Source organism: Nocardia sp. Tas62D01, from assembly GCF_055232035.1.
The window spans coordinates 875424-896434 of sequence record NZ_JBUYUZ010000001.1 but is presented as its reverse complement, the minus strand read 5'-3'; the positions used below and the strand labels follow the sequence as shown (position 1 = coordinate 896434).

Below are 21011 nucleotides of genomic sequence, written 5' to 3'. Positions count from 1 at the left end.
GCGGGTCTTGTCTTCACTGAGCAGCCGTCTGGGGGTGAACGAACAGCACGACCATCGCACGCTATCGCGGTTCCTGCCCACCACGCGGTAGCCGTACGGTAGCTTCGTGGTGTGTCGGGTGGTGGCCACGGCGGGGTGGCGCGGCTGCATGCACACGGGAAGGCCCGTCCGGCCGGGACCGGCGAACGTGAAGTCGGGCGGGCCCGGGTCTACGCCGAACGGCGATGCGGGTCGTCCGGAGTACCGGGGACGGTCCAGGTATCGACCCGACAGGGCCCCTCATATCTGTCCCATCTAGGTGACGTGATCGGAACACGACGATGAGGCACAGGGGTAACGGGCCGGGTTCGGTGTGCCTCGCCGTCATTTCTAGATAGTTGCGGAATAGTTGCCAACCGCTGTTGTTCCGGTAAGAATGAGTCCGGTCCAACGAGTCTGTCCACTCAACCAACTTTTGGAGGGAAGCTCACATGGCACAAGAAACGACGGCCGAGGCGAAGCGTGGCGACGCCCAGGACATCCAGAACATTCGGGACATCGAGACGCTGCGGCTCGGTGTCGATGAGGCGCGGCAGGAAGCCCAAAGCGCTCGTCAGTACGCCCATCAGGCGCAGAACCTTGCCCGGCAGGTGCAACAGCAGGCGCGTCAGGTTCACCACCAGTCGCAGGTGGCGCAGAACGACGCCAGCCAGGCCAACCAGCAGGCCCAGCAGGCCCGCCAACAAGCCATCCAGGCGCAGAACCAGGCCCAGCAAGCCCAGAGCGAGGCCGACCGGGCACAAAACCAGGCCCAGCAGGCACAAAGCGAGGCCAACCAGTCCAACCAACGGGCTCAATCGGCGCAGGACCAGGCCGACCAGGCCAGCCAGCTGGCCCAGCAGTCCGAGGATCAGGCCACCCGTAGCCAGGACCGGTCCGGGCAGTGGGAAATGCAGTTGCATCAGCTTCGCCAGCAGGCACTCGAGAAGCAGTCACGCTAGCCGCCGATGTTCCGTCACTGAACGACGTATCGACGAAAGGGGCTACCGCCCGCATGTGGGTGGTGTCCCCTTTCATCGACCGGTGAAAGGTCGTCGCAGATGAGCGAACCGACTCTGCCCCGATCGGTACGTGAGAGTATCGAAAGCGTGTTCGATCGCGTGGTGTATCGGCTGCGGGATGGCCGGGTGGTCGCGCCGGGTCGCCTCTACCGGGTGCGCGGCGGGCTCTGGGCCGAACCCGCACCTGCGGCGTGCCCTGCGTGCGGACGGCAGTTCGGTCCCAAGGCGATGCTGGTCGGCTCGCTAGGCTGCCAGCAGGCCGGCGGGCACCACCGCCTCCACGTCTGTACCGCGTGTGGTCACGTCGTCTATACGCCACCGATCACCAAAGACTGCGAGCACCCGACGACGCGATCGACCTGATCGGGAACAGTGCGAGGTGCCCCCCGGCGTGAGGGGACCTTAACTCGGGCGGGAATATTATTCGGCCGAAAATTAAGGCGCGGTCAACTGGCGATCTCGAGGAGATAGATGGGCGGGTCGTCGTCTTCAGCACCGCCGCAGTAGCAGGTCTCGGTGCAGGCTGTGCACGTCGAGCAGCCCAGGCGGGGAGGCGAGGAGCATCCACGCGGAATCCAGCGGTAGCGCGAATTGAACTGGGCGTTTGCTGTCAGACGGCCACGGCGTGGCCGGTACCGCGCATAGTTTCCAGAGTCGACCAGCATAGTGCGTTGCTATGCGCGGTAACTCCTTAGCGCCGGATTTCTGGTCGATGCTCCTCGAAGCACTGAGAGCGCATCTGAGAACTTGGTAGCTGTTCGGCGTGTGATGCCAGATATGTAGAGGGACTCCCGGTACGACTGAGGTTTCCATACCAAAACGTCGTCACCGAGAGTCCCTGTGCCAGTGTCGCTTACCTGCTCGTGTTCGTTGTGCCCGGCCCACGGCGAGTCCCCGATCACCTCGCCGGAATGCCCGTTCTACCCATCCTCGTCGCTGACCGACCCCGAGTGGGCGCTGCTCGAGCCGCTGCTGCCACCCCCGGGCAACCGCGGCGGCAAGGGCGGACGCGCGGAGAAGTGGCCGCGGCGGCTGGTCTGCGACGCGATCTTCTACCTGGTCCGCGGCGGCATCGCGTGGGCGCAGCTGCCACACGATTTCCCGCCAGCGAAGACCATCTACGACATCTACCGGAGGTGGACGAAAGCTGGTGTGTGGCAACGCATCCACGACGCACTTCGAGACCGGGCGCGGGTGCACGCCGGGCGTGACCCGCACCCGACGGCGGCGATCATCGACTCCCAGACCGTGCGCTGCGCCGACACCGTGGCCGCCGCCACGGCCGGTTACGACGCGGGTAAAAAGACCAAAGGCCGCAAACGCCACATCGCAACCGACTCGGCCGGGCTGCTGCTGGCGGTGGTGGTCACCGCCGCCAGTATCCAGGACCGTGACGGCGCCCACCGGCTGCTGACCGCAATGCGTGCCCGATTCGCCACGATCACGCTCGTGTGGGCCGACGGCGGCTACGCCGGACGGCTCGTCGAATGGGCGAAATCCGTTCTCGCACTGACAGTTCAGATAGTCAAACGCTGCGACACCGCCACCGGGTTCAAGGTACTGCCCCGCCGCTGGGTGGTAGAGCGCACGTTCGGCTGGCTGGTCAAGCACCGACGCTGCGTCCGCGACTACGAAACCCGCACCGACCACCACGAAGCCATGGTCTACATCGCCGCCATCCATACCCTGACCCGCCGGCTCGCCCGCACCACCGACCCCAACACATGAGTTCTCAGATGCGCTCTGATAGGTGTGGCGCTTGGGTCTACCTCAGCGCCACATCCTGTGGGCATTCGAAGTGCGTCAGAATAGGCCGCCCACGAGGTATTGCCTGACGCCTGTCCAGCGGGCCCTGAGACAGATTGACATCCGATGAGGCCGCGTCATATCCGCCCTAAATTCGGCGAGTTCTACGGGAACCCCTAGAACTGTTGTGTCTCAGCGGATGCCGACACGCCGCTCACCTTCAGCCGGCGAAACAGGCGCCCCGGGTACTGGCAGGCCGACGTCGTCGGCCAGCAGGCTCTGCACCACCGCTGCCCCGGCGAGCGAGCCTGCGGCCACCGCGGCGGCTACCTGCGGCATCTGGGCGCTCACGTCGCCGGCCGCGAACACCCCGGGCGCGGTGGTGCGGCACAGTGGATCGACGCTCAGCGCATCGACCGCGACGGGTCCCGCAGGTGCGGCCGTCGCCCCCAGCCGCTCGGCCAGCCGCGACCGCTGATGCAGTGTCGTCGCGACGAGCATTCCCCCGCGCGCCATGCGCTTCCCGTCGGCGAACACGACCGACGTCAGTTCGCCGTCAACGCTGACGAGCTCGGCCACCGGTCGCTCGTCGACCGACACCCCAGCGGCGGTCAGCCGGGCGCGGCCATCGGCGTCGAGGTCCGCCGGACCGTCGGTGAGCAGGACGACGTCATCGGTCCAGCCGCGCAACAACAGGGCCCCATGCACGCCGCGTTCGCTGCGTGCCAGGACTGCCAACGGCCGATCCCGCATCTCCCAGCCGTGACAGAACGGGCAGTGGAACACCGAACCACCCAACAATCCGGCAAGACCGGGCAGCGCCGGCAACCGGTACTCCATCCCCGTCGCCAGCAGCACCCGCCGGGTCCGCTCGCGAGTGCCGTCGCCGCACTCCAAGGTGAACGTGTCACCGTCACGGCCGCCGTCGATCACCTCACCGCGGCGCACCTGCACCGTCGGATACACCGAAAGCTCCTGCCGTCCAGCCGCATACAGCTCCGCCGGTGGCCTGCCATCATGACCGAGCAGGCCGCCGATGCCATGGGCCGCCAGATTGCTCTGCTCGCCCGCGTCCACCACTAGCGTCCGCCGCCGGGCCCGGCCCAGCACCAGGGCAGCGCTCAATCCGGCGGCACCGCCGCCCACCACGATGCAATCCCATACTGTCTCCATGACCCGAGCTTTGCGGTCGTGCGGCGATCCTGCCAAGCTGACTTGCCATTCTGGCAAAGACCGACGACGATTCGGTGACCTCCGGGTTCGCAGGTGGCTGCGCGAGCTGCGCATGCGCCAGGGCTTGACGCTCGAGGACGTGGCAGGCCGCGCCAGAATCGACCTGTCCACGCTGAGCCGCCTCGACCCCCTACTCAGGCATATCCGCCCGATAATTCCCGAGTACTAGGTGAGGTTGGTCGCCAGATTTCGCGCTTCGTGTGCGCCGCGCCCCGCTGCCAGATCCGCGCGTAACAGGCTTGCGTGGCTTGCCATGGCGCCGAGCATCACCACGACCAGCCCGGCGGCGGCCAGTGGTGTGAGCACTGGAGCGATACCGGTGGCCTGAGGTCCGATGAGTCCGACGGCAGCCAGCAACTCGGCTGCTGCCGTCAAACGGATGAGGGCGGGCGGGAACGGCGAGACGCCCGTCTGTCCCTTGGCGATGAGCTTGTCCTTCGGCCAGATGGCCTTGCGATGGCCTGCTCGGCCAGGTCGAGATCCGCGGTCAACAGGGGCAGCCGACTCTGGCGCGCCGGACCCTGCAGGTTTCGGTCCTACCCGAAAGCCCACGGAGCCGTTACCGGAGCCGGTCGAACGGGACCCCGCGCGCTGGCCACGATCGAGCAGATGGTGATACAGGGCGACACGATTACCTTCGCTGCGGTTGCCGACGCAGCGAAAGTGTCGACCTGGCTCGTCTACGTGCCAGGAGTCCGCGAGCACGTCGATGCTGCCCGCCGCCTCCAATCTCAACGACCGACCCGCTCAGCTGCCAGTCGCGACAGCGTCACCACCGCAGGGCTGCGCACAGACCTAGAGCTGGCACGAAACGAAATCTCGCGGCTACGCACCGAACTGGACACTGCCAAGAAAACAATCCGCCGCCAGCTCGGCCAGCATCTCGAAGCCCCCGACCCTGCCGAACTGCTGCGAAGGACCAAAGAACTCGGCGCCGAAAACCACTCCCTGCGCGCCGAGCTCGAACAACTGCGAAGCGAACATCGCGCCATGGCCGGCAAACTCGACGACACAGAAGACGATCTCCTTGCCGCGCGCGAGAGCCTGCGCCGGATGATGCGCAACCGGAATTGACCAGCGTGTTGGCAGGTTAGCCCACCAACACGCCCTAATGGACGCACCGATCAGCCACAACGATCAGACCGCTCGGAAAGTGCGCGATGCCTTCGTATTGCCGCCAGACACGATCACCGCCGCTCGCAGTGCCAACCGCCAGCGGTATCTCCACAGGATGCCGCCGCGTGCCTACGGAGCGGGCCCCGTCAGGCGGCGAAGACGGCGCGGACGACGGACTCGTCGCCATCGATCTCGACCAGTCCGAGGGCGCGGGCGTCGCTGAGGGTGAGGGCGCCGGCGGCGAGGCCGAGGACGTAGGCAGGGTCGGCGCGGACAGTGGCGTCGAGGTCGCGGCCGTCATGCGGACCGACCTCGAAGCCGGAGCGCGTTGCGCGGAGCTGAAAGGGCGGGTCGCCGATATCGAGGCCGACCGTCGCCGAGGGGCGAACCTTCACCCGGGTGTCGAGCAGGGCGGGGACGGCGAGGGCGAGCCACTCGGGGCGGAAGGAATCGCCGTCGGGGCCGCGGACCATCAGCGGGGTGGACCAGCGGATCAGGCTCTCGATCGGCTGGCGCAGCGCGGCACCCCACGGCGTGAGGGCGTATTCGACGATGCTGCCCTGACCGGCCAGTCGCCGCTCGACCACGCCCGAGCCCTCGAGGTCGCGCAGCCGATCGGCGAGCAGGTTGGTCGCGATGCCGGGGAGGCCGTCGATCAGGTCACGGTAGCGGGCGGGGGCGATGAGGAGCTGTCGGACGATGAGGAGGTTCCACCGGTCGCCGACGACTTCGAGGGACCGGGCGAGCCCGCAGTACTGGCCGTAGCTACGCATAGTTTCCCTCTGCTTGACCTTTTCAAGTGCACGTGACAATCTCAAGTCTACCGCAGGACCGAGCCGAGAGGGTGCCAGCCATGGCCGATACCACCGAGAGCGCGCGGCCCGCCTGGGTCGACGACGACCTGTTCCCGTTCGAGAGCCGCTTCGTCGATATCGACGGGCACACCGTGCATTACGTCGACGAGGGGTCGGGTCCCACGCTGCTACTGCTGCACGGCAACCCGACCTGGTCGTTCCTCTGGCGCGACGTGATCCGCGCGCTGCGCGACGACTTCCGCTGCATCGCCCTCGACTACCCGGGCTTCGGGCTGTCGGCGCCGAGGACCGGCTACCGTTACCTGCCCGAGGAGCACGCAGACGTGGTCACCGGGTTTGTCGACGCGTTCGGCCTCAATGGGATCACTCTGGTCGGGCAGGACTGGGGCGGCCTGATCGGCCTGGCGGCAGCGCAGCGGCGGCCGGGCGTCTTCGATCGGCTGGTGCTCGCCAACACCTGGGCCTGGCCGGTCAACGGCGTCCTGCACTTCGAGGCCTTCTCCCGCATCATCGGCGGACTCCCGATCCGCTTCCTGGTTCGGCGGCTCAACCTCCTCGTCAACGCGTTCATCCCCACAGGCCATCGAAGGCGGAAGCCGACCGCAGCCGAGATGACCCACTACCGCCGGGCGCTGGACACCCCCGAGCGGCGCCAGGCCTCCGCCGTACTCCCCGGCCGGGTCCTCGCCAGCCGGGCCTTTTTCGCCGAGGTCGAGGCCGGGCTTGCGGACCTCGCCCACCTGCCGACGCTGATCGTGTGGGGTGACGCCGACATCGCCTTCCGTCCCCAGGAGCGCGAGCGCCTGGAAGCGACGTTCACTGACCACAAGACCGTGATCGTCGAGGGAGCCGGAACCTACGTGGAGTCCGACGCGCCCGAGGAGTTCGTCGCCGCGATCCGTGACTGGGCAGCGACGCAACGCGGAGACGCGGGTCGTGCGGGTGAGAGAGACCTATAGGCCACTCTCACCCGCATGGGTCGTGACGGCGGCGCGCGGCAAGACGCGCCTTGGCTCGGACGAGCCGAGGTCCTCCGGTCCGGTGAGCTTGGTCGCCACCGATTTTGGAGGCCTCGATGACTCACACACGGTCACCTCGCCTCACTGTCGCGACGCCCACCCACCGCAGCTCGGAAGGGCTCCACGAGAACAGAAACCAGATCGCTTCAACGAATCAGGGCGCGAACACACCTCACATGCCTCGCACGGGCCATTGGCACCTACCAGGCACGACGCTTGACAACTCCAGATAAGTGTGATATAAGCGCTCTGCGCGATCAGTTCGCCGTCGAGAATCAGCTCACAGCCACCCGACAGTCTCGTCAGCTCGGCCGCCTACTCGGGGTAGGAGCCGGTCATCTGACGGCGATTCCTGCTGTACAGGCGGCATTCCCCGGCGTCGCACAGCACAGTGGCACGCACACCGTCCCACTTCATCTCGATGTCCCGGCCAGCATGATCCGGTGGCCGCCCTGCGACGGCCAGCATCGGCGCCGGTGCTGGCACCACGTGAGCCGCGGGCGCCAAGGTCACCCGTCCGGTGACGTCGGTGTGCTGGCATCTCGGCGAACTGGGCGAGGGTATCGATGGCCTGGCGGAGACGATGCTGACCAGAGTCGCTGAGCCGCCCGAAATCGGTAGGGCCGCACAACCAATGGGGTGTGCGGCTACGAGAAAGGGGTGTGCAGACCGGGTGATTGGGTCGGGGTTGGTCGGGGTTGCGGGGTCGGGTTTGTTCGGGTCGAGGGTGACCAGGTCGCAGAGTGCGGTGATCGTGGCTTTCTCGGTTAGGAGATGGGCTGACGGTGGGGATGATGACCGCGGCTGTAGCCCTCGACCACAACGAGGCAGTACCTCCGCATGTCTATCGCCCCACAAGCGAGAAATACCGCAGTGGGCACATCATCAGACACGATCTAACTAACGCCGTGAAAACGCCGATCGGGTGACGTCAATTCTCACCGCCCCGGCTGGCCTAACCCTCCGCCTCCGACGCTGGATTTCACCGATCAATAAGGACAAAATTCACTGACAACCAAACCAAGGTGATCCGGTTGTACCAATACCTCCGGACGCAATTTTACATGCATCCTTGCAAATTTGCAGGGGATGCGTTCTTTGGAGGTCCGGATGGTGCTCGCACACGCGTACAAATCGCGGTAGCAATGCCGAAGCCGGTGGGGCCGGTCGGTGAAGGTGACCAGCACGCAAACCGGCCGGCTGGATCGAAGCCGGACGGGCATGAGCCCGATCAACGGGCCCTTGACCGGCCTTCCCGCCATGGATATCTACGATCCCGATGTCCGCCGACTACGAGAACTGGCCCAGCTCACGGTGGTCCCCACACATCTCACCGAGGTCGAGGGGGCATTCCACGTCTATGCGCTGGCATCGGTCCACGAAGCACGCGATGCAACCGCAGCCATACTCGCCACCGTCGGTGAGTCCTGACTATCCGGCCGCATCCCGGCAACGGTGACCTGCGCGGACGTCACGGTTGGCTGCTACCGGTTTGTGGGGACATAAAAGGCGAGCGGTATTCTTTTTGAGCACTGCCAACCCAAAGCATATCATTAGTGACCCCCCATTACGCATTCCCCGGAACTTAACGGTTCCGTGTCTGCCATTCGTCGTCATGTAGGTGGACACTGAGAGTTGCGTGTCATTCAGATCAGTGGTTCATTCAACAGAAGGATTCAAAATGTCTATCAAAATCGCCAAGATCGTAGCCGCGACCGCCATGGCTTTGTCCTTGGGTGCCATCGCAGCTCCCGTAGCTTCGGCCGACACGACTCCGTCCCCGTCGAACTCAGCCACTCCTGTCGGGGGTTCAGTCGCGTTGTGCGTGCCCCTCGGCAGTGTTGTCTTCTGTATCTGAGACCACCAGCTGAGAAGCCCGCAAGAAGCGGGCTGTCCTGAATTCACTGATTAGTTCGGAGTCGTTTCAGGCTCTCAACAGCGTTGTCCGTGGCGGGTAATGGCTACCCGCCTTCGGCGGAGTCTTCCTCGGCGCCTCGAGCGCACCTGGACAGCTCCTGGACAGCACAGCCTTCGCGCTCGAGGCGGCGGCTCACGGCCGACTCACGGTGCGGCAGTGCCAGCAGACTGCCGTGTCCCTCCAGGGCTCCGGCGTTGTCGCCTAACTAGCCTGCGACCAAGGGTTTTGGGTGTTCGTCAGCAGGTGGAGGCCTCTGTTCGGTGAGAAGGCTGTCGTCCGGCAGGCCTCGGCGATGTTGGCGGCACCATCGATGCGGTGAAGGCTTATCGCCGTGTTTCGGAGCGTCGCGGCGACTTGCGGAGCGGTGCCGGTCCGCAGGGTGCTGCGGTCTTCGTCGTAGGTCACATCACGGACCCAGTGGATCGCATTCTCAATTCCCCAATGGTTTCGCAACCATTCGGCTAACTGTCGGGGTTTGGCTTGCTCGAAGGTGACACTGCAGATGGCGTATACGGTCTCGACCGTCAGTTTCCCGGTGGTGACCTGGACGCGTTCGCGGGTGATCTGCATGATCTGGCGGGCGTAGGGAAACCCGATCCCGCGCGGCACGCTCAGCACCTTCATGGTGCGGGTCTCGATCCTGCCGTGCGATGGCTTGGCGTCGGCGTCACGGTGGGCGATGGGGACCTCGGCCCACGGCTGGGCGATAATGCGAGCCAACAGCTTGGGCTGATTCGCCTTCACCGTCATCAAATAGTGCGACTTGAGCTGCCCGCAGATCAGTTTCGCCGTGGCGACCTGCGTGTGCATCGCATCGATCGTGGCGATGAGCCCGGTCCGGTTCATTGCCTTCAGAAGCTTTCGCACCGTGGGGATTTCGTTGGACTTCGCGGCGACTGCCAGCTGGCCGAGGACCAATCGCGCGTGGTGGGCGAAGATCGACACCAGGTGCGGTGCGCGGCCCCCGCCCAGGCGCGCCCCGCGCACGGTTTTGCCATCCAGGGCCACCGCCATCAGTCCGCCGGAGTCCGCGGCAGCGGCCACGGCGGCGAAATAGTCACCCAACCGGCGATCCAGATCCGCGGCGTCGAGTCTGGCGATGAGGGTTCGCAACGTCTTCTCGCTCGGGCGACGCACTCGGATGCCCAGTTCTGCCAACACTTCCGGTGGCGCGGTACGCACCCAGGTGGCGAACCCGGCCACCGACTGCATCCCCGCCGCCGTGGCCAGGATCATGATCGCCAGCAACCCCACCAACGGGTACCGGATTCCACGGGGATCACGCGGGTCGGGAACCGTCTTCAGCACCTCCAGCAAACACGGTGCGACCGTGTGGGTTTCCGGTTCGACGCGCCGTCGATCCAACACCTCCACAACGGGCTCGACAAGGGATACTGAACAGACGGACACGGGCGACTCCGGGGAAGATTCTGGCCTAAGGAACCTTCATCCTCCTCGAGCCACCCGTGTCCGCCTCGCATCCGAAACGGCGTGTCGCACAGCTAATTACCGCAGCTCACCGGCTTGCAGACCGACAACGCCGGAGCCCTGCGTGTCCCTCCCGGACGATAACGAGAACCGGGATCACCGCGGCTTGTCGCCGAGGCCGGTGGCCGTGCCGGATCCCGTGGTCTCGCAGAACAAGCGAACCCACGCGTGGCAGACCGGCACACGCAGATCGTCCGGGTCGACGCCTTCATCTATCAGGGCCTGCCCCCCTCGTAGTCCATGCGAAGTTCGACGTCGGCGCACAGGACAAGTACGACACCGGGTTTTCCGATGCTTGTCCGGGTTACCGCCGATGGCGGTGCCCTCGGAGCGTGATCTTCGAGGGCATCGGCGTGACATTCAAACCTTCGGCGGCAGTGGGGATTTCGACGAAACGACATCGAAGGATCCACTAGACCGTGAATTTTCGCCGCTGGGATGCGATACGCCTTGCGGCAGGAAGTGACACAGGACGGGATGGACCCGCAGATCGATGGGTTCGACGCAAACATTGAGCTAGGCTCGAGGCCGAGAGACGGATCATCTCGAACCTTGTCGGAACCCGATCTGTGCGCTTCTTGGGGCGCGGCGCGCTTGTCGCGCCGCTCTTGATCCTGCAGATGTAATTCGGCAAAGAGTTTCCTTCCCCTTTTTCTTTCTTTTTTCTGAAAGGCTTTCTTTGCCTCTGGAATTATCAAGTGTTGCTCACTACAAGATTCACCGATGACGTGGACGACATTGATCGGGACAGGCGTCGGCTCACCGGAGGCGACGCAATGAGCGCTGACGCGCCAAGAGCGGTGGGCGGATCGGACAGAATGCGGGCAGGCAGGGCACTAGCACACGCGGCCCGTTATCTTGGATGCAGACACGTCCGGAGTGGTCGTGGACGCTGGTCTACGTCGCCGAGCCGCTGGCCAAGGATTAGCCGACGGCATTCGTGGTAGCCGACCGGTATGGCCACGCGAGCGATCGAGACGGAACGCAAGTACGAGCTGCCGACCAAGGGCCGCGTGCGGCTCGACGACGTCCCGGGCATCACGGTCGACCCGCGGCCGGAGAAGCAGATGCTGGACGCCGTTTACCACGACACGGCCGACCTGAGGTTGGCGAACAAGGGAGTCACGCTCCGCCGCAGAACGGGTGGCGACGACGCGGGCTGGCACCTGAAGCTGCCGCTGGGTGGCGACAGCCGGCAGGAGATCCGGGTGCCGCTGGGCCGCGCGACCACACCGGTGCCGCAGGAGCTGACCGAACTCGTCATGGGGATCACCAGAGGCGAACCACTGGCGCCAGTCGCGCACATCCGGACGAAGCGCCGGCAGTGGCGGCTGCTGGACGAACAGGGCGAGGTGGCGGCCGAGGTCGTCGCGGACGACGTGTCGGCGCAGACGCTCGGCGAGTCTTCGACGATCGATTCCTGGCAGGAGATCGAGGTCGAACTGGTCGGCGGTGACCAGGCCGTGTTCGACGCCGTCGAGACCAGGCTGGGTAAGCCGTCGGACGCCCCGCCGAAGCTGCTGCGCCTGCTCGGCGACCGGATCACGCCCAGGCGGCCGGCGAAGCGGGCGGTGTCTGCCTATTTGCGTACGCAGGTGGACGAGATCACCAGGCAGGACGCGCGGATCCGCCAGGACGGCGCCGACTCGGTGCACCAGATGCGGGTGGCCAGCCGGCGACTGCGCAGCGTGCTGCAGGCGTTCAACGGTTCCCGACCCCTACGGGACGAGTTGAAGTGGCTGGCCGGCGTGCTTGGCGAGGCGCGCGACCTCGAAGTCCTGCACGGCCACCTCGTCGAGCAGGTCAAGGCGTTGCCGGACGAGCTGGTGCTCGGCGACGTGCACCGACGGCTGACCGAGGCCTTCGCCCCCCGTGAGCTGGTGGCCCGCGCCAACGTGCTCGAAGCCTTGAACAGCAAGCGGTATTTCGCGCTACTGAACCAGCTGGAGGCACTTCGCGCGCCGCCAATGAAGCGTCAGCAGGAGGCGAAGGCGCTGCGCAAGACGCGCCGCCGCGTCAAGCGTGCGTTCGAGAACATCGACAGTCGCGGCACGGACGGCGGGCTGCACGAGGTGCGCAAGGCGGCGAAACGGAGTCGGTACGCGGCGGAGGCGACCGGTGACAGGAAGCTGGCCCGCCGGATGAAGAAACTGCAGAAGTCGCTCGGCGTCCACCAAGATGCCGTCGTCGCACGGGGCGAGCTGCGAGCGCTCGGCATCCAGGCGCACCTGGCCGGCGACAACGGCTTCACCTACGGCCTGCTGTACGGCAAGGAGCTGCAGCGCGCCGAGAAGGTCGAGCAATCACTGCACGGCAAGTAGATCGAGTCGCACCTGAAACGGCCTACGTAGTGTTCTGCTGGCTGTTCGCCATCCAGCTCGTCGCCGGGATCGTGTGGTTGTTCATTCGGGCATGGCGGATGCGAAGCGGCGTTCCGCTAGGGGTGTTTTCGGGTGCATTCGATCGTCTTCGCGGCGGCGGGCCAGCGCTCGCACGGCAGCGCCGGCCCGTTTGAGTCGCGACGTGCCGTACGTAGCCAGCGTGGTGGAGGTGCTGCAGTGCCGTGCAGCCGGTCGCGGCGTTGTGCTGGATGCGAGTTCGTGGTCAGCCTAGGAGCTCCCCATGCGTGGGAATCGGTCTTCGGGCTCGTCGACGATCACGACCGGATCGGCCGAGCGCCCCGGCCGCGGCCGCTCGGCCACAACGGGGAACTGTCCGGTGTGATCTCGGCGAATCTCCGCTATTCGTAATACTTTTCGGCGGGCAAGAAACCATCCACCGACCAAGGCCGGGGCCAGGACCACAACCATGACGATCACCGCGGCGCGCTGCACGGCGTCGTCGCTGCAGGCCATCAGGACAACCACACCCGCGAGGAAAAGCAGCGTCGCCACACTCGTATAGGGCGCGCCGGGCAACCGGAAATCCGGACGCCGCGCCCGCCCACTGCGGCACTGGCGCCAGAGCTGCAGCTGGCAGAGCAGAACCGTGGTCCACGACACGATGGTGCCGAGTGCCGACACGTTCAACACGATCTCGAATGCCTTGTCCGGCACCACTGCGTCGAGACCGACCCCGACCAAGGCGATCGCACCGGTAGCGAGGATACCGACGTAGGGCACCCCGGTGCTCGACATCCGCGAGGCTGCGGCGGGCGCGCTGCCGTTCATAGACATCGAGCGCAGAATCCGGCCGGTCGAGTACAGGCCGGCGTTGAGGCTGGAGAAGGCCGCAGTGAGCACGACTAGATTCATGACCGATCCGGCGGCCGGCACACCGATTTTCGCGAAGAACGTGACGAATGGACTCTCACCGGCTCGGAAGGCCGTGTAGGGCAGCAGCAGCCCGAGCAGCACCAGCGAGCCTACATAGAACAGCGCGATGCGGGCGATCACGGAGTTGATTGCCCGCGGCAGGATCTTCTCCGGGTTCTCTGTCTCGCCGGCCGCGATGCCGACCAGTTCGACTGCGGCATAGGCGAATACGACGCCGGTGGTGACTGTGACCAGCGGCAGCAGACCGGTCGGCAACAATCCGCCGTGATGTGTGATCACACCGACGCCGGTGGGTTCACCCCGAATCGTGAAGCGGGAGGCGAGGAACGCCGTGCCGACAACTAGGAAGCCGGCCAGCGCGACGACCTTGATCAGTGCGACCCAGAACTCCAGTTCCCCGAACCAGCGCACCGAGATCAGGTTGGTACTCACGACCACGATCAGGGCGATGAGCGCGATCACCCACTGCGGGACAATCGCGAACGCTCCCCAGTAGTGGACATAGGCGGCGATGGCGGTGACATCGACGATGCCGGTCATGCACCAGTGGAAGAAGTACGTCCACCCGACGGCGAAGGCGAGTTTTTCCCCGTAGAACTCGCGGGCGTGGGAGACGAACGATCCGGAGGAGGGGCGATGCAGCACCAACTCGCCGAGCGCGCGCAGGATGAAGAACACGAACAATCCGCACACCGCGTACACCAGGAACAATCCGGGACCGGCGCCGGCCAGGCGCCCGCCTGCGCCGAGAAACAGACCGGTACCGATGACTCCGCCGATCGCGATCATCTGCAGCTGGCGCGTGCGCAGCGATTTGCGATAACCGACGTCCTCGGCGTGCAGTGCGCCCGGGAGCGCCGATTGCCCCACAGGTCGCCGGATTGCGATCATGACCAGGCCTTCCGATGATCGAAATCATGTCGCGAAGCAATGTACCGTTATTTAACGTCCCATTCAATAGCGGTTTTCTTCGGATTCGGCGGTTACAGCTCCGCCATCAGTGGAATCGCCTCCTCGATCGCGGCGGCCTCGTGTGCGAGCAGAACGTCGCCGCCCTGCGTCGTGACGATCGGCGTGTAGGGGTCGTCGACGAATTCTTCGCCGAGCAGTTCGCGCAGTACCGCCACCCCGCAGAAGGGGACATAGTGCGGGCTGTATCCGCCTTCTTGGACGAACGCGATCCGGCCCTCGCGCACGTCGGCGGCCGTCTCCAGCATGCGACGGGTGAGCTTCTGGAAGCCTCCGCTGGTGACCATCTGTCGTGCCAACGGGTCAAGGATGCTCGCGTCGAAGCCGGACGCGACGATGACGAACTGGGGCTCGAAGGCGCGCAGCGCCAGATGCTGGTGGATCGAAATCGTCAGGACAGTGGGGTCGGTGTACCAGATGTCCTGGGTTCCGTTGCCATGGTGGACATCCCAATCCACGATGGCGATCTGGTCGATGCCGAAATCACCTCTCGCGGAAGGAAACGCGCGATACGGCGAAGTCGTTTCCACCAGTGTGGAAATCGGATTGGACGAGGTGATCGGCGTCGTGCGATTGCCATGCGAAGAGGGTCTGGCTGGCTGCGTGAGGTCATATCGAGGTGACGGCGTCGCCGATGGCCTTGTCGAGGATGGACAGGCCGAGGGAGAGTTCGTCTTCGGTGGCGGTGAGGGGTGGGGCGATGCGGAAGATGCCGCCCATGCCGGGGAGTTGCACGATGTTCATGTGCAGTCCCAGTTCCAGGCAGCGCTGGGTGACCAGCGCACCGAGTTCGTCGGAGCCCTGCTTGGTTTCGCGGTCGACGACCAGTTCGAGGCCGGCGAGTAGGCCGCGGCCGCGGATGTCTCCGACGACGTTGTGCCGCTCGCCGATTCGCTCGAGGCCACGGCGCAGGAACGTGCCGAGTTCGGTGGCTCGCTCGTCGAGGTGGTCGCGGGTGAGGACGTCCAGGACGGTGTTACCGACCGCGGCTACCAGTGGGTCGGCGACGTGGGTGGTGAAGAACAGGAAGCCGCGGTCGTGTGCCTGTTGTTCGATATCGGCGCTGGTGAGGACGGCGGCTAGTGGCAGTCCGGCGCCGAGGGTCTTGGACAGGACGAGGATGTCCGGCACGACGGCGTCGCGTTCGAAGGCGTACCAGGATCCGGTGCGGCACAGGCCGGTTTGGGCCTCGTCGAGGATCAGGAGCATGCCGCGTTCGTGGCACTTGTGCTGAAGTGCGGCGAAGTATCCGGGCGGGGGTTCGATGACTCCGCCGGAGCTGAGGATCGGCTCGACGATGCAGGCTGCGAGGCTGCCGGTCGATTGGGCGTCGATCAGGTCGAAGCCGAAGTCGAGCTGGCGGCGCCAGTCGAGTTCGCCTGCCGCGGTGGTGAAGTCGGGTCGGTAGGCATGGGGTACGGGGATGGCGAAATTCCCGGGTGCGGCGGGGCCGTAGCCTTTGCGGCCCGCGCTGTAGGTGGCGCTCGCGGCGGCCTGGGTCATGCCGTGCCAGGAGCGGGCGAACGAGACGATCTCGTGTCCGCCGGTGACGAGCTTGGCCATCCGGATCGCGGCCTCGTTCGCCTCGGCGCCGGTGGTCAGCAAGAGCGCCTTCTCCAGTGGCGCGGGGAGCGTGTCGGCCAAGCGGCGGGCGAGGTCGACGACCGGGCGGCTGAGCATGCCGCTGAACAGGTGGTCGAGCTCGCCGACCTGGCGTCGGACGGTGGCGACGATCTCCGGGTGTGAGTGTCCGAGGATCGCGCTCATCTGTCCGGAGGTGAAGTCCAGGATCTCCCGGCCGTCTTCGGTGTAGAGGAAGCTGCCCGCGGCTCGGGTGATGATCTCGCGGGTGAAGTCGCCGGTACCGGCGTAGCGCACGAGGTGCCGGTCGGCGTCGGCCCAAAAGGTTTTGGTCGAAAAGGGCTGAGGCGATGGCGTTTCGGAGGTTGAGGAAGCCATATCCGCGACGGTAAAGGCGGCCCGAGCGATACGTCCATCTCACAATTCCGGCTGTACTGTTCGGCTGAGCCGTACAACACTGGGCGGATGCTGAACCCGTGGCGACTGCGTCTGCTCAGCCAGCTCGACTCCCTCGGCACCGTCCGCGCGGTCGCCCAGGCGGCCAATCTGAGTGCGTCCAGCGTGTCCCAGCAGCTCACGGTGCTCGAGGCCGAAACCCGCACCCAGTTGCTGGAACGCACCGGCCGCCGGGTCCGGCTCACCCCGGCCGGGCTGATCCTGGCCCGTCGCGCCCGGGCGATCCTCGACCACATGGATACCGTCGAGGCGGAGTTGCGCAGCCTCGGCGACGAACCGGTCGGGCTGGTCCGCCTCGGCGCGTTCCAGAGCGCCATCCACGCGCTTGCGGTTCCCGCGGTGACCTGGCTCGCTCGCACGCACCCGCACCTGGATGTCGAGCTACTGGAACTGGAACCGCACGAGAGCATGCCCGCGCTGCGGGTCGGCGACGCGGACATCATCATCACGACCACCGACTTCGTCGAACACCCGCTGGGCCCGGACGTCGATATCGTGCCGCTGGCGACCGACCCGGTCGTGCTGGTGCTGCCACCCGATCGAGCGGCCCGCGGGCCCGCCGACCTCGGCGCGTACGCCGACGAGCCGTGGGCCTTCGACATGCCGCAGTCCTATATGGCCAACCTGGCGACCCGGCTCTGCCGCGAGTCGGGTTTCGAGCCGCGGGTCGTCTGCCGGTTCAGCAACTACCTGATGACGCTGCAGCACGTCGAAGCCGGGCTCTCGATCGCATTGCTGCCCGGCCTGGCCGTCGATCCGCGCTACCGCGTCGAGACCAGGGAGCTCGCCGGACCGGTCACGCGCACGATCACCGCGGTCGTCCGGCACGGCGCCCGCCCGCGTGCCGCTGTCAACGTCGTGCTCGAGGCTCTGCGCCGACATACCGACCTGCCCGGCGTCGCCCGGTTCGGCCATCCGAAATAGCTTGCCTCGCTGCGGCTGGTGCGGGGATTCTTATCGTGTTCGCGCTGTCTTCGACCACGGAGGTCAGATGTTCTCGATTTCCCTGGGTGACGACGGCGCGGAACTGCGGCCGCTCGAACCGTGGCAGGCCGGGGAGTTCCTCGCCCACATGGACCGAGGGCGGGAGTCCATCGGGCGATATATCGCGTTGCCGGATGCCGTCACGGATCTGGAGTCGAGCCGCTCGTTCCTCCAGCAGTACGCCGAGAAGGCCGCGGCCGACACCGGGCGGATCTATGGGACCTGGGTGAACGGCAAGCTGGTCGGCGGCGTGCTGTTCCGAACGATGGACGTCGAGCACGGCAACGCCGAGGCGGGCTGCTGGCTGGAGCCGGCGGCCGCGGGCCGCGGCCTGGCGACCAGGGCCGCGCGCGTGATCATCGACTGGGCAATCGAGGAGCGTCGCATCCACCGTGTGGAGTGGCTGGTCTCGGCGGGTAATCGGGCCAGCATAGCGGTGGCCCGGCGGTTGGGGATGACCAAGGACGGCGTACTGCGGGAGTACTACCCGCACCGGGGCGAACGGCACGACATAGAAGTCTGGTCGGTGCTGGCGCCGCAGTGGTGGGCGGGCAAGCAAGCCTCCGCACGGTAGCTGCCCCGAAAACGCGGAAGGCCCCGCGCCCAGAGAGCGCGGGGCCTTACCAAGCTGCGTCGATCAGATAGCGCGGACGTCCTGAGCCTGCGGGCCCTTCTGTCCCTGGCCGACCTCGAACTCCACGCGCTGCCCCTCTTCGAGGGACTTGAATCCCGAGCCGGACACGGAGGAGTAATGAACGAAGACGTCAGGGCCGCCACCGTCTTGCGCGATAAAGCCGAAGCCTTTTTCGCTGTTGAACCACTTCACACTGCCTTGAGTCATTGCGTACTTCATTCTTTTCTGTAGATGAGCCAAGCAGATCACATCGATAAGCTTGATTTCACTGGTCAACCATGTCATGGACTGGCGGTTTCCCCTATCGAATATCGCAGATTGTGAGCTAACCGACCTCAACCTCGGCCGCGTCCTGCGCTTTTCGACCGCCGCGACGTGCCAAACTGGGCGGTTCTCCCACGCGGGCGGCTCGCGAGATGGACCATGGATACGTGCGGTGAGATGAGGGCCGCGTTCTCTTCCGGTTGTGTTCAGCGATCCATTTCCGCCACACAGGAGGAACGAAGATCCATGGTGACTACTCGGAATTGTCAGCGCTGTGCCCGCACCGCGACTGTCTTCGTAGCGATGGGCGCGGCCTTGGTGCTGGCCGCTGGTCCCGCTCTCGCCGCCAACGCTGTCGACATCGCCGGCGCGGCCCCTGGCGGCGTCGGAGTCAACTACAACTGCGATGCCTCCGCCGGGGTGACAGGCATTCAGGCGATGGCGGGGGACCCCAACGCGGACCATCCCGCCGCCCTCGGCGCCCAGAACACCGTCACCTGTGACGGCGCCCAACACCTCGCCACCGTCCCCTTGACGGGAGCCACCGGCGAGGCGCCGTTGCAGTCGGGTGCGAATGTGCAGGTGCGGGTCGCACTGGTCGATCAGAACGACAACGTCGTATCCGGCCAGGCGAAGGTGCTCACCCTGCAGTGAGCAGGGTCGGTCTGCGGATATCCCACAATCGCACCGTCGTATCTTTGCTGCGCGCACTTGCGGGATGTGGGAGCAGGAGTTCATCCACCGGGATGCCGGCGAGCCGCCGTCGTTCGAGTTTCGGTCGCGACTCGGCTGAATCGAGTCAGATGCTTACCGGCTCGCCGCGACCGTCCGCAGGATGTTCGGCGCGTCCGATCGCCGAATCCTGTTGGGCGGCAAGCTGTTTACCGATGGTGATGAACAGCAGCACCAGACCCGCGGTCAGCAGCATGTGTCCGGCCCCGTCCCTTCGTTGACCCGTTCGGCGGGCTGCGTCGTGACGAAATGGACGTGCTCGTCACGCCGCTGCCGGTCGAGGAGCCCGACCTCACCGCCGGACCGGCACGGTCGCCGTGGTGAACACTTCGTAGGGTGTGTGCGGCGCCTGGGATTCGGTATCGACGTCGAGGCTTCCCATCAGATCGGCCCCGAAAACGAGGTGCTCGACTTCTCGGTCGGTATGGCCGATGAACGGGGCGCGGCTCGGGCGATGGCGGGACAGTCCGACGTTGGCGTTGCGTACCGACACCGGTATCCTCCGCGGGGCTACCTCGCGGCGGCCATCGCGTCCACCATGGCCGGGGCCAGCATCTCGTCGGCAACCAGCCCGGCCAACCCAACGAATGCACTGTTCTCGCCCAACTGTGACGGTCCGATGTCGAGGTTGCGCAGTGCGCTCGGGTGCGCGTTCGCCTCGACGGTGCGCCGCAGTCCCTCGAGGAACGGCGGCAGCACCCCCACCGCTCCGCCCACACGCACGTACCTCGGATTCACGATCGTCACCATCGCCGCCAGCACGGTCCCGACGAGCCGCCCGGCCCGCTCCGTCGCCCGCACCACGTCCGCGCTGCCCTCGTCGACCAGTCGGACAACGTCTTCCATCGTGTGCACGCCGACGGTGCGCAGGTCGCGTATCAGCGCCTGCCCGCTCGCGCTCGCCGCGACACACCCGCGTCGGCCACAGCTGCAGCGCTGCTGGCTGCCCTCGATCCGCATATGCCCGATCTCGCCCGCGGAACCGCTCTCGCCGCGGTGGACGCGTCCCGAAATCACCACGCCCGCACCGATACCGGTCCCCACCTTGACCCCGACCAGCGCCGCGTCCGGACGGCCGAGCGCATAGAAGTCGCCCAGCGCCAACGCGTTCGCGTCGTTCTCCAGCAGCACGGGCACGCCGAACTCGTCCGCGAGCGGCGCGCGCAGCGGCGTGCGGTTCCAGTCCGGCATGGTCGGCGGCGCCACCGTGAACCCGTGCTCGTCGTCGATCTGCCCCGGCACCGAAAGCGCCATCGCGCACAGCGTGCCCGCACGTCCGGTGCCGCACAGCAGTTTCCGTCCCGCGTCGCGCAGCACCGGCACGATCTCCTGCGGGCGGTGCCCTACGGGCAGCCTGCGGTCCTCGCGCGCGAAGACCGACCCCCGCAGGTCGACCACAGCCAGCGTCGCGTGGCTCTGCCCGAGATCGGCAACCAGCGCCGTCCGACCGGTGTCGTCGACCTCGAGCACCTCGGCCCGCCTGCCGCCACTCGACTCCCGGTACCCGGCCTGCCGTACGAGGCCGAGGCTGCGCAGCACCTCCAGCCGCTCCATCAGGGTGACTCTGGACAGCCCGACCCGTTCCTGCAACTCGAACCGCGTCATGGGGCCCGCCGCGCGCAGCATGGCGAGCACATGCCCCGGCGAGGTGGGACTCGACTGCGTCGATTCGGTCGCGGACACGTTGACAACCCTCCTTCGGGCCACTTACGTTAACCAATCTCGCAAAAGTTACGTCAGT

At 66.1% G+C, this 21011-nt stretch carries 22 protein-coding genes; 10 read left to right on the top strand and 12 right to left on the bottom strand.

Translation table 11 applies throughout. The annotated features are described in order from the left end of the window. Positions 1-470: 470 nt before the first annotated feature. The 3 genes from ACV7NQ_RS04425 (at position 471) to ACV7NQ_RS04415 (ending at position 2768) form a co-directional block, all read left to right on the top strand. Positions 471-980: a hypothetical protein gene (locus tag ACV7NQ_RS04425; RefSeq protein ID WP_463358445.1), complete on the top strand. Its 510-nt coding sequence runs from the start codon at positions 471-473 to the stop codon at positions 978-980. 99 nt (positions 981-1079) lie between these two features. Further along, complete coding sequence (locus tag ACV7NQ_RS04420) at positions 1080-1403, top strand: hypothetical protein (RefSeq protein WP_463358444.1); 324 nt, start codon at positions 1080-1082, stop codon at positions 1401-1403. 534 nt (positions 1404-1937) lie between these two features. After that, positions 1938-2768: an IS5 family transposase gene (locus ACV7NQ_RS04415; RefSeq protein WP_463365535.1), complete on the top strand. Its 831-nt coding sequence runs from the start codon at positions 1938-1940 to the stop codon at positions 2766-2768. A gap of 210 nt (positions 2769-2978) precedes the next feature. Here the strand turns inward: ACV7NQ_RS04415 and ACV7NQ_RS04410 are convergent, their stop codons facing one another. Together ACV7NQ_RS04410 and ACV7NQ_RS04405 are read right to left on the bottom strand one after the other, a co-directional pair. Continuing rightward, entirely contained in the window at positions 2979-3959 is a 981-nt protein-coding gene (locus ACV7NQ_RS04410) for an NAD(P)/FAD-dependent oxidoreductase (protein ID WP_463358443.1), read from the bottom strand. Positions 3960-4184: 225 nt separating this feature from the next. Next, positions 4185-4571: a DoxX family protein gene (locus tag ACV7NQ_RS04405; RefSeq protein WP_463358442.1), complete on the bottom strand. Its 387-nt coding sequence runs from the start codon at positions 4569-4571 to the stop codon at positions 4185-4187. 57 nt (positions 4572-4628) lie between these two features. On the opposite strand from ACV7NQ_RS04405, the gene ACV7NQ_RS04400 reads away from it, so the two are divergent. After that, positions 4629-5093, top strand: coding sequence for a hypothetical protein (locus ACV7NQ_RS04400; RefSeq protein WP_463358441.1), 465 nt, complete (start codon positions 4629-4631; stop codon positions 5091-5093). A 188-nt stretch (positions 5094-5281) separates the two neighbouring features. Here the strand turns inward: ACV7NQ_RS04400 and ACV7NQ_RS04395 are convergent, their stop codons facing one another. After that, the gene (locus ACV7NQ_RS04395) at positions 5282-5908 is read right to left on the bottom strand and encodes a winged helix-turn-helix transcriptional regulator (RefSeq protein WP_463358440.1); all 627 of its coding nucleotides are present in this window, start codon (positions 5906-5908) and stop codon (positions 5282-5284) included. A gap of 80 nt (positions 5909-5988) precedes the next feature. Here ACV7NQ_RS04395 and ACV7NQ_RS04390 point away from each other — a divergent pair, with 80 nt between their 5' ends. Next, positions 5989-6909: an alpha/beta fold hydrolase gene (locus ACV7NQ_RS04390; protein ID WP_463358439.1), complete on the top strand. Its 921-nt coding sequence runs from the start codon at positions 5989-5991 to the stop codon at positions 6907-6909. Positions 6910-7284: 375 nt separating this feature from the next. Here the strand turns inward: ACV7NQ_RS04390 and ACV7NQ_RS04385 are convergent, their stop codons facing one another. After that, positions 7285-7386 carry an ATP-dependent DNA ligase gene (locus tag ACV7NQ_RS04385; protein WP_463365534.1) on the bottom strand — a complete coding sequence of 34 codons (102 nt, stop codon included), beginning with the start codon at positions 7384-7386 and terminating at the stop codon, positions 7285-7287. A gap of 804 nt (positions 7387-8190) precedes the next feature. Here ACV7NQ_RS04385 and ACV7NQ_RS04380 point away from each other — a divergent pair. Further along, the gene (locus tag ACV7NQ_RS04380) at positions 8191-8400 is read left to right on the top strand and encodes a hypothetical protein (RefSeq protein WP_463358438.1); all 210 of its coding nucleotides are present in this window, start codon (positions 8191-8193) and stop codon (positions 8398-8400) included. Positions 8401-9088: 688 nt separating this feature from the next. Here the strand turns inward: ACV7NQ_RS04380 and ACV7NQ_RS04375 are convergent. Next, positions 9089-10297: an ISAs1 family transposase gene (locus ACV7NQ_RS04375; protein ID WP_463358437.1), complete on the bottom strand. Its 1209-nt coding sequence runs from the start codon at positions 10295-10297 to the stop codon at positions 9089-9091. A gap of 1034 nt (positions 10298-11331) precedes the next feature. Between ACV7NQ_RS04375 and ACV7NQ_RS04370 the strand changes: the two genes are divergently transcribed. Further along, on the top strand, positions 11332-12696 hold the full coding sequence (locus ACV7NQ_RS04370; RefSeq protein ID WP_463358436.1) for a CYTH and CHAD domain-containing protein: 1365 nt from the start codon (positions 11332-11334) through the stop codon (positions 12694-12696). 288 nt (positions 12697-12984) lie between these two features. On the opposite strand, the gene ACV7NQ_RS04365 is transcribed toward ACV7NQ_RS04370, so the two are convergent. The 3 genes from ACV7NQ_RS04365 to ACV7NQ_RS04355 form a co-directional block, all read right to left on the bottom strand. After that, positions 12985-14541: an amino acid permease gene (locus tag ACV7NQ_RS04365; RefSeq protein ID WP_463358435.1), complete on the bottom strand. Its 1557-nt coding sequence runs from the start codon at positions 14539-14541 to the stop codon at positions 12985-12987. 92 nt (positions 14542-14633) lie between these two features. Then, entirely contained in the window at positions 14634-15149 is a 516-nt protein-coding gene (locus tag ACV7NQ_RS04360) for an arginase family protein (protein ID WP_463358434.1), read from the bottom strand. Between the two features lie 79 nt (positions 15150-15228). Further along, the gene (locus ACV7NQ_RS04355) at positions 15229-16578 is read right to left on the bottom strand and encodes an aspartate aminotransferase family protein (protein WP_463358433.1); all 1350 of its coding nucleotides are present in this window, start codon (positions 16576-16578) and stop codon (positions 15229-15231) included. 87 nt (positions 16579-16665) lie between these two features. Between ACV7NQ_RS04355 and ACV7NQ_RS04350 the strand changes: the two genes are divergently transcribed. Both ACV7NQ_RS04350 and ACV7NQ_RS04345 read left to right on the top strand, forming a co-directional pair. Next, a complete protein-coding gene (locus ACV7NQ_RS04350; protein ID WP_463358432.1) occupies positions 16666-17580 on the top strand; it encodes a LysR family transcriptional regulator in 915 nt (304 codons plus the stop codon). A gap of 67 nt (positions 17581-17647) precedes the next feature. Continuing rightward, the gene (locus ACV7NQ_RS04345) at positions 17648-18214 is read left to right on the top strand and encodes a GNAT family N-acetyltransferase (RefSeq protein WP_463358431.1); all 567 of its coding nucleotides are present in this window, start codon (positions 17648-17650) and stop codon (positions 18212-18214) included. A gap of 63 nt (positions 18215-18277) precedes the next feature. Here ACV7NQ_RS04345 and ACV7NQ_RS04340 read toward each other — a convergent pair whose 3' ends face one another. Then, a complete protein-coding gene (locus ACV7NQ_RS04340; RefSeq protein ID WP_463365533.1) occupies positions 18278-18481 on the bottom strand; it encodes a cold-shock protein in 204 nt (67 codons plus the stop codon). Between the two features lie 306 nt (positions 18482-18787). Between ACV7NQ_RS04340 and ACV7NQ_RS04335 the strand changes: the two genes are divergently transcribed. After that, positions 18788-19192, top strand: coding sequence for a hypothetical protein (locus tag ACV7NQ_RS04335; RefSeq protein WP_463358430.1), 405 nt, complete (start codon positions 18788-18790; stop codon positions 19190-19192). A 145-nt stretch (positions 19193-19337) separates the two neighbouring features. On the opposite strand, the gene ACV7NQ_RS04330 is transcribed toward ACV7NQ_RS04335, so the two are convergent. The 3 genes from ACV7NQ_RS04330 to ACV7NQ_RS04320 all read right to left on the bottom strand — a co-directional run bounded on the left by ACV7NQ_RS04330 (position 19338) and on the right by ACV7NQ_RS04320 (position 20953). Continuing rightward, on the bottom strand, positions 19338-19466 hold the full coding sequence (locus ACV7NQ_RS04330) for a hypothetical protein (RefSeq protein ID WP_463358429.1): 129 nt from the start codon (positions 19464-19466) through the stop codon (positions 19338-19340). A 96-nt stretch (positions 19467-19562) separates the two neighbouring features. Then, positions 19563-19763: a hypothetical protein gene (locus tag ACV7NQ_RS04325; RefSeq protein ID WP_463358428.1), complete on the bottom strand. Its 201-nt coding sequence runs from the start codon at positions 19761-19763 to the stop codon at positions 19563-19565. A 17-nt stretch (positions 19764-19780) separates the two neighbouring features. After that, positions 19781-20953 carry an ROK family protein gene (locus ACV7NQ_RS04320; RefSeq protein ID WP_463358427.1) on the bottom strand — a complete coding sequence of 391 codons (1173 nt, stop codon included), beginning with the start codon at positions 20951-20953 and terminating at the stop codon, positions 19781-19783. Between the last annotated feature and the right edge of the window lie 58 nt (positions 20954-21011).

Excerpts from the sequence above, each read along its gene's own strand:
- ACV7NQ_RS04425 (WP_463358445.1), top strand. The coding sequence starts at position 471 with ATGGCACAAGAAACGACGGCCGAGGCGAAGCGTGGCGACGCCCAGGAC.
- ACV7NQ_RS04420 (WP_463358444.1), top strand. The coding sequence starts at position 1,080 with ATGAGCGAACCGACTCTGCCCCGATCGGTACGTGAGAGTATCGAAAGC.
- ACV7NQ_RS04410 (WP_463358443.1), bottom strand. The coding sequence starts at position 3,959 with ATGGAGACAGTATGGGATTGCATCGTGGTGGGCGGCGGTGCCGCCGGA.
- ACV7NQ_RS04400 (WP_463358441.1), top strand. The coding sequence starts at position 4,629 with ATGGTGATACAGGGCGACACGATTACCTTCGCTGCGGTTGCCGACGCA.
- ACV7NQ_RS04395 (WP_463358440.1), bottom strand. The coding sequence starts at position 5,908 with ATGCGTAGCTACGGCCAGTACTGCGGGCTCGCCCGGTCCCTCGAAGTC.
- ACV7NQ_RS04390 (WP_463358439.1), top strand. The coding sequence starts at position 5,989 with ATGGCCGATACCACCGAGAGCGCGCGGCCCGCCTGGGTCGACGACGAC.
- ACV7NQ_RS04385 (WP_463365534.1), bottom strand. The coding sequence starts at position 7,386 with ATGAAGTGGGACGGTGTGCGTGCCACTGTGCTGTGCGACGCCGGGGAA.
- ACV7NQ_RS04380 (WP_463358438.1), top strand. The coding sequence starts at position 8,191 with ATGAGCCCGATCAACGGGCCCTTGACCGGCCTTCCCGCCATGGATATC.
- ACV7NQ_RS04370 (WP_463358436.1), top strand. The coding sequence starts at position 11,332 with ATGGCCACGCGAGCGATCGAGACGGAACGCAAGTACGAGCTGCCGACC.
- ACV7NQ_RS04365 (WP_463358435.1), bottom strand. The coding sequence starts at position 14,541 with ATGATCGCAATCCGGCGACCTGTGGGGCAATCGGCGCTCCCGGGCGCA.
- ACV7NQ_RS04355 (WP_463358433.1), bottom strand. The coding sequence starts at position 16,578 with ATGGCTTCCTCAACCTCCGAAACGCCATCGCCTCAGCCCTTTTCGACC.
- ACV7NQ_RS04350 (WP_463358432.1), top strand. The coding sequence starts at position 16,666 with ATGCTGAACCCGTGGCGACTGCGTCTGCTCAGCCAGCTCGACTCCCTC.
- ACV7NQ_RS04345 (WP_463358431.1), top strand. The coding sequence starts at position 17,648 with ATGTTCTCGATTTCCCTGGGTGACGACGGCGCGGAACTGCGGCCGCTC.
- ACV7NQ_RS04340 (WP_463365533.1), bottom strand. The coding sequence starts at position 18,481 with ATGACTCAAGGCAGTGTGAAGTGGTTCAACAGCGAAAAAGGCTTCGGC.
- ACV7NQ_RS04330 (WP_463358429.1), bottom strand. The coding sequence starts at position 19,466 with ATGCTGCTGACCGCGGGTCTGGTGCTGCTGTTCATCACCATCGGTAAA.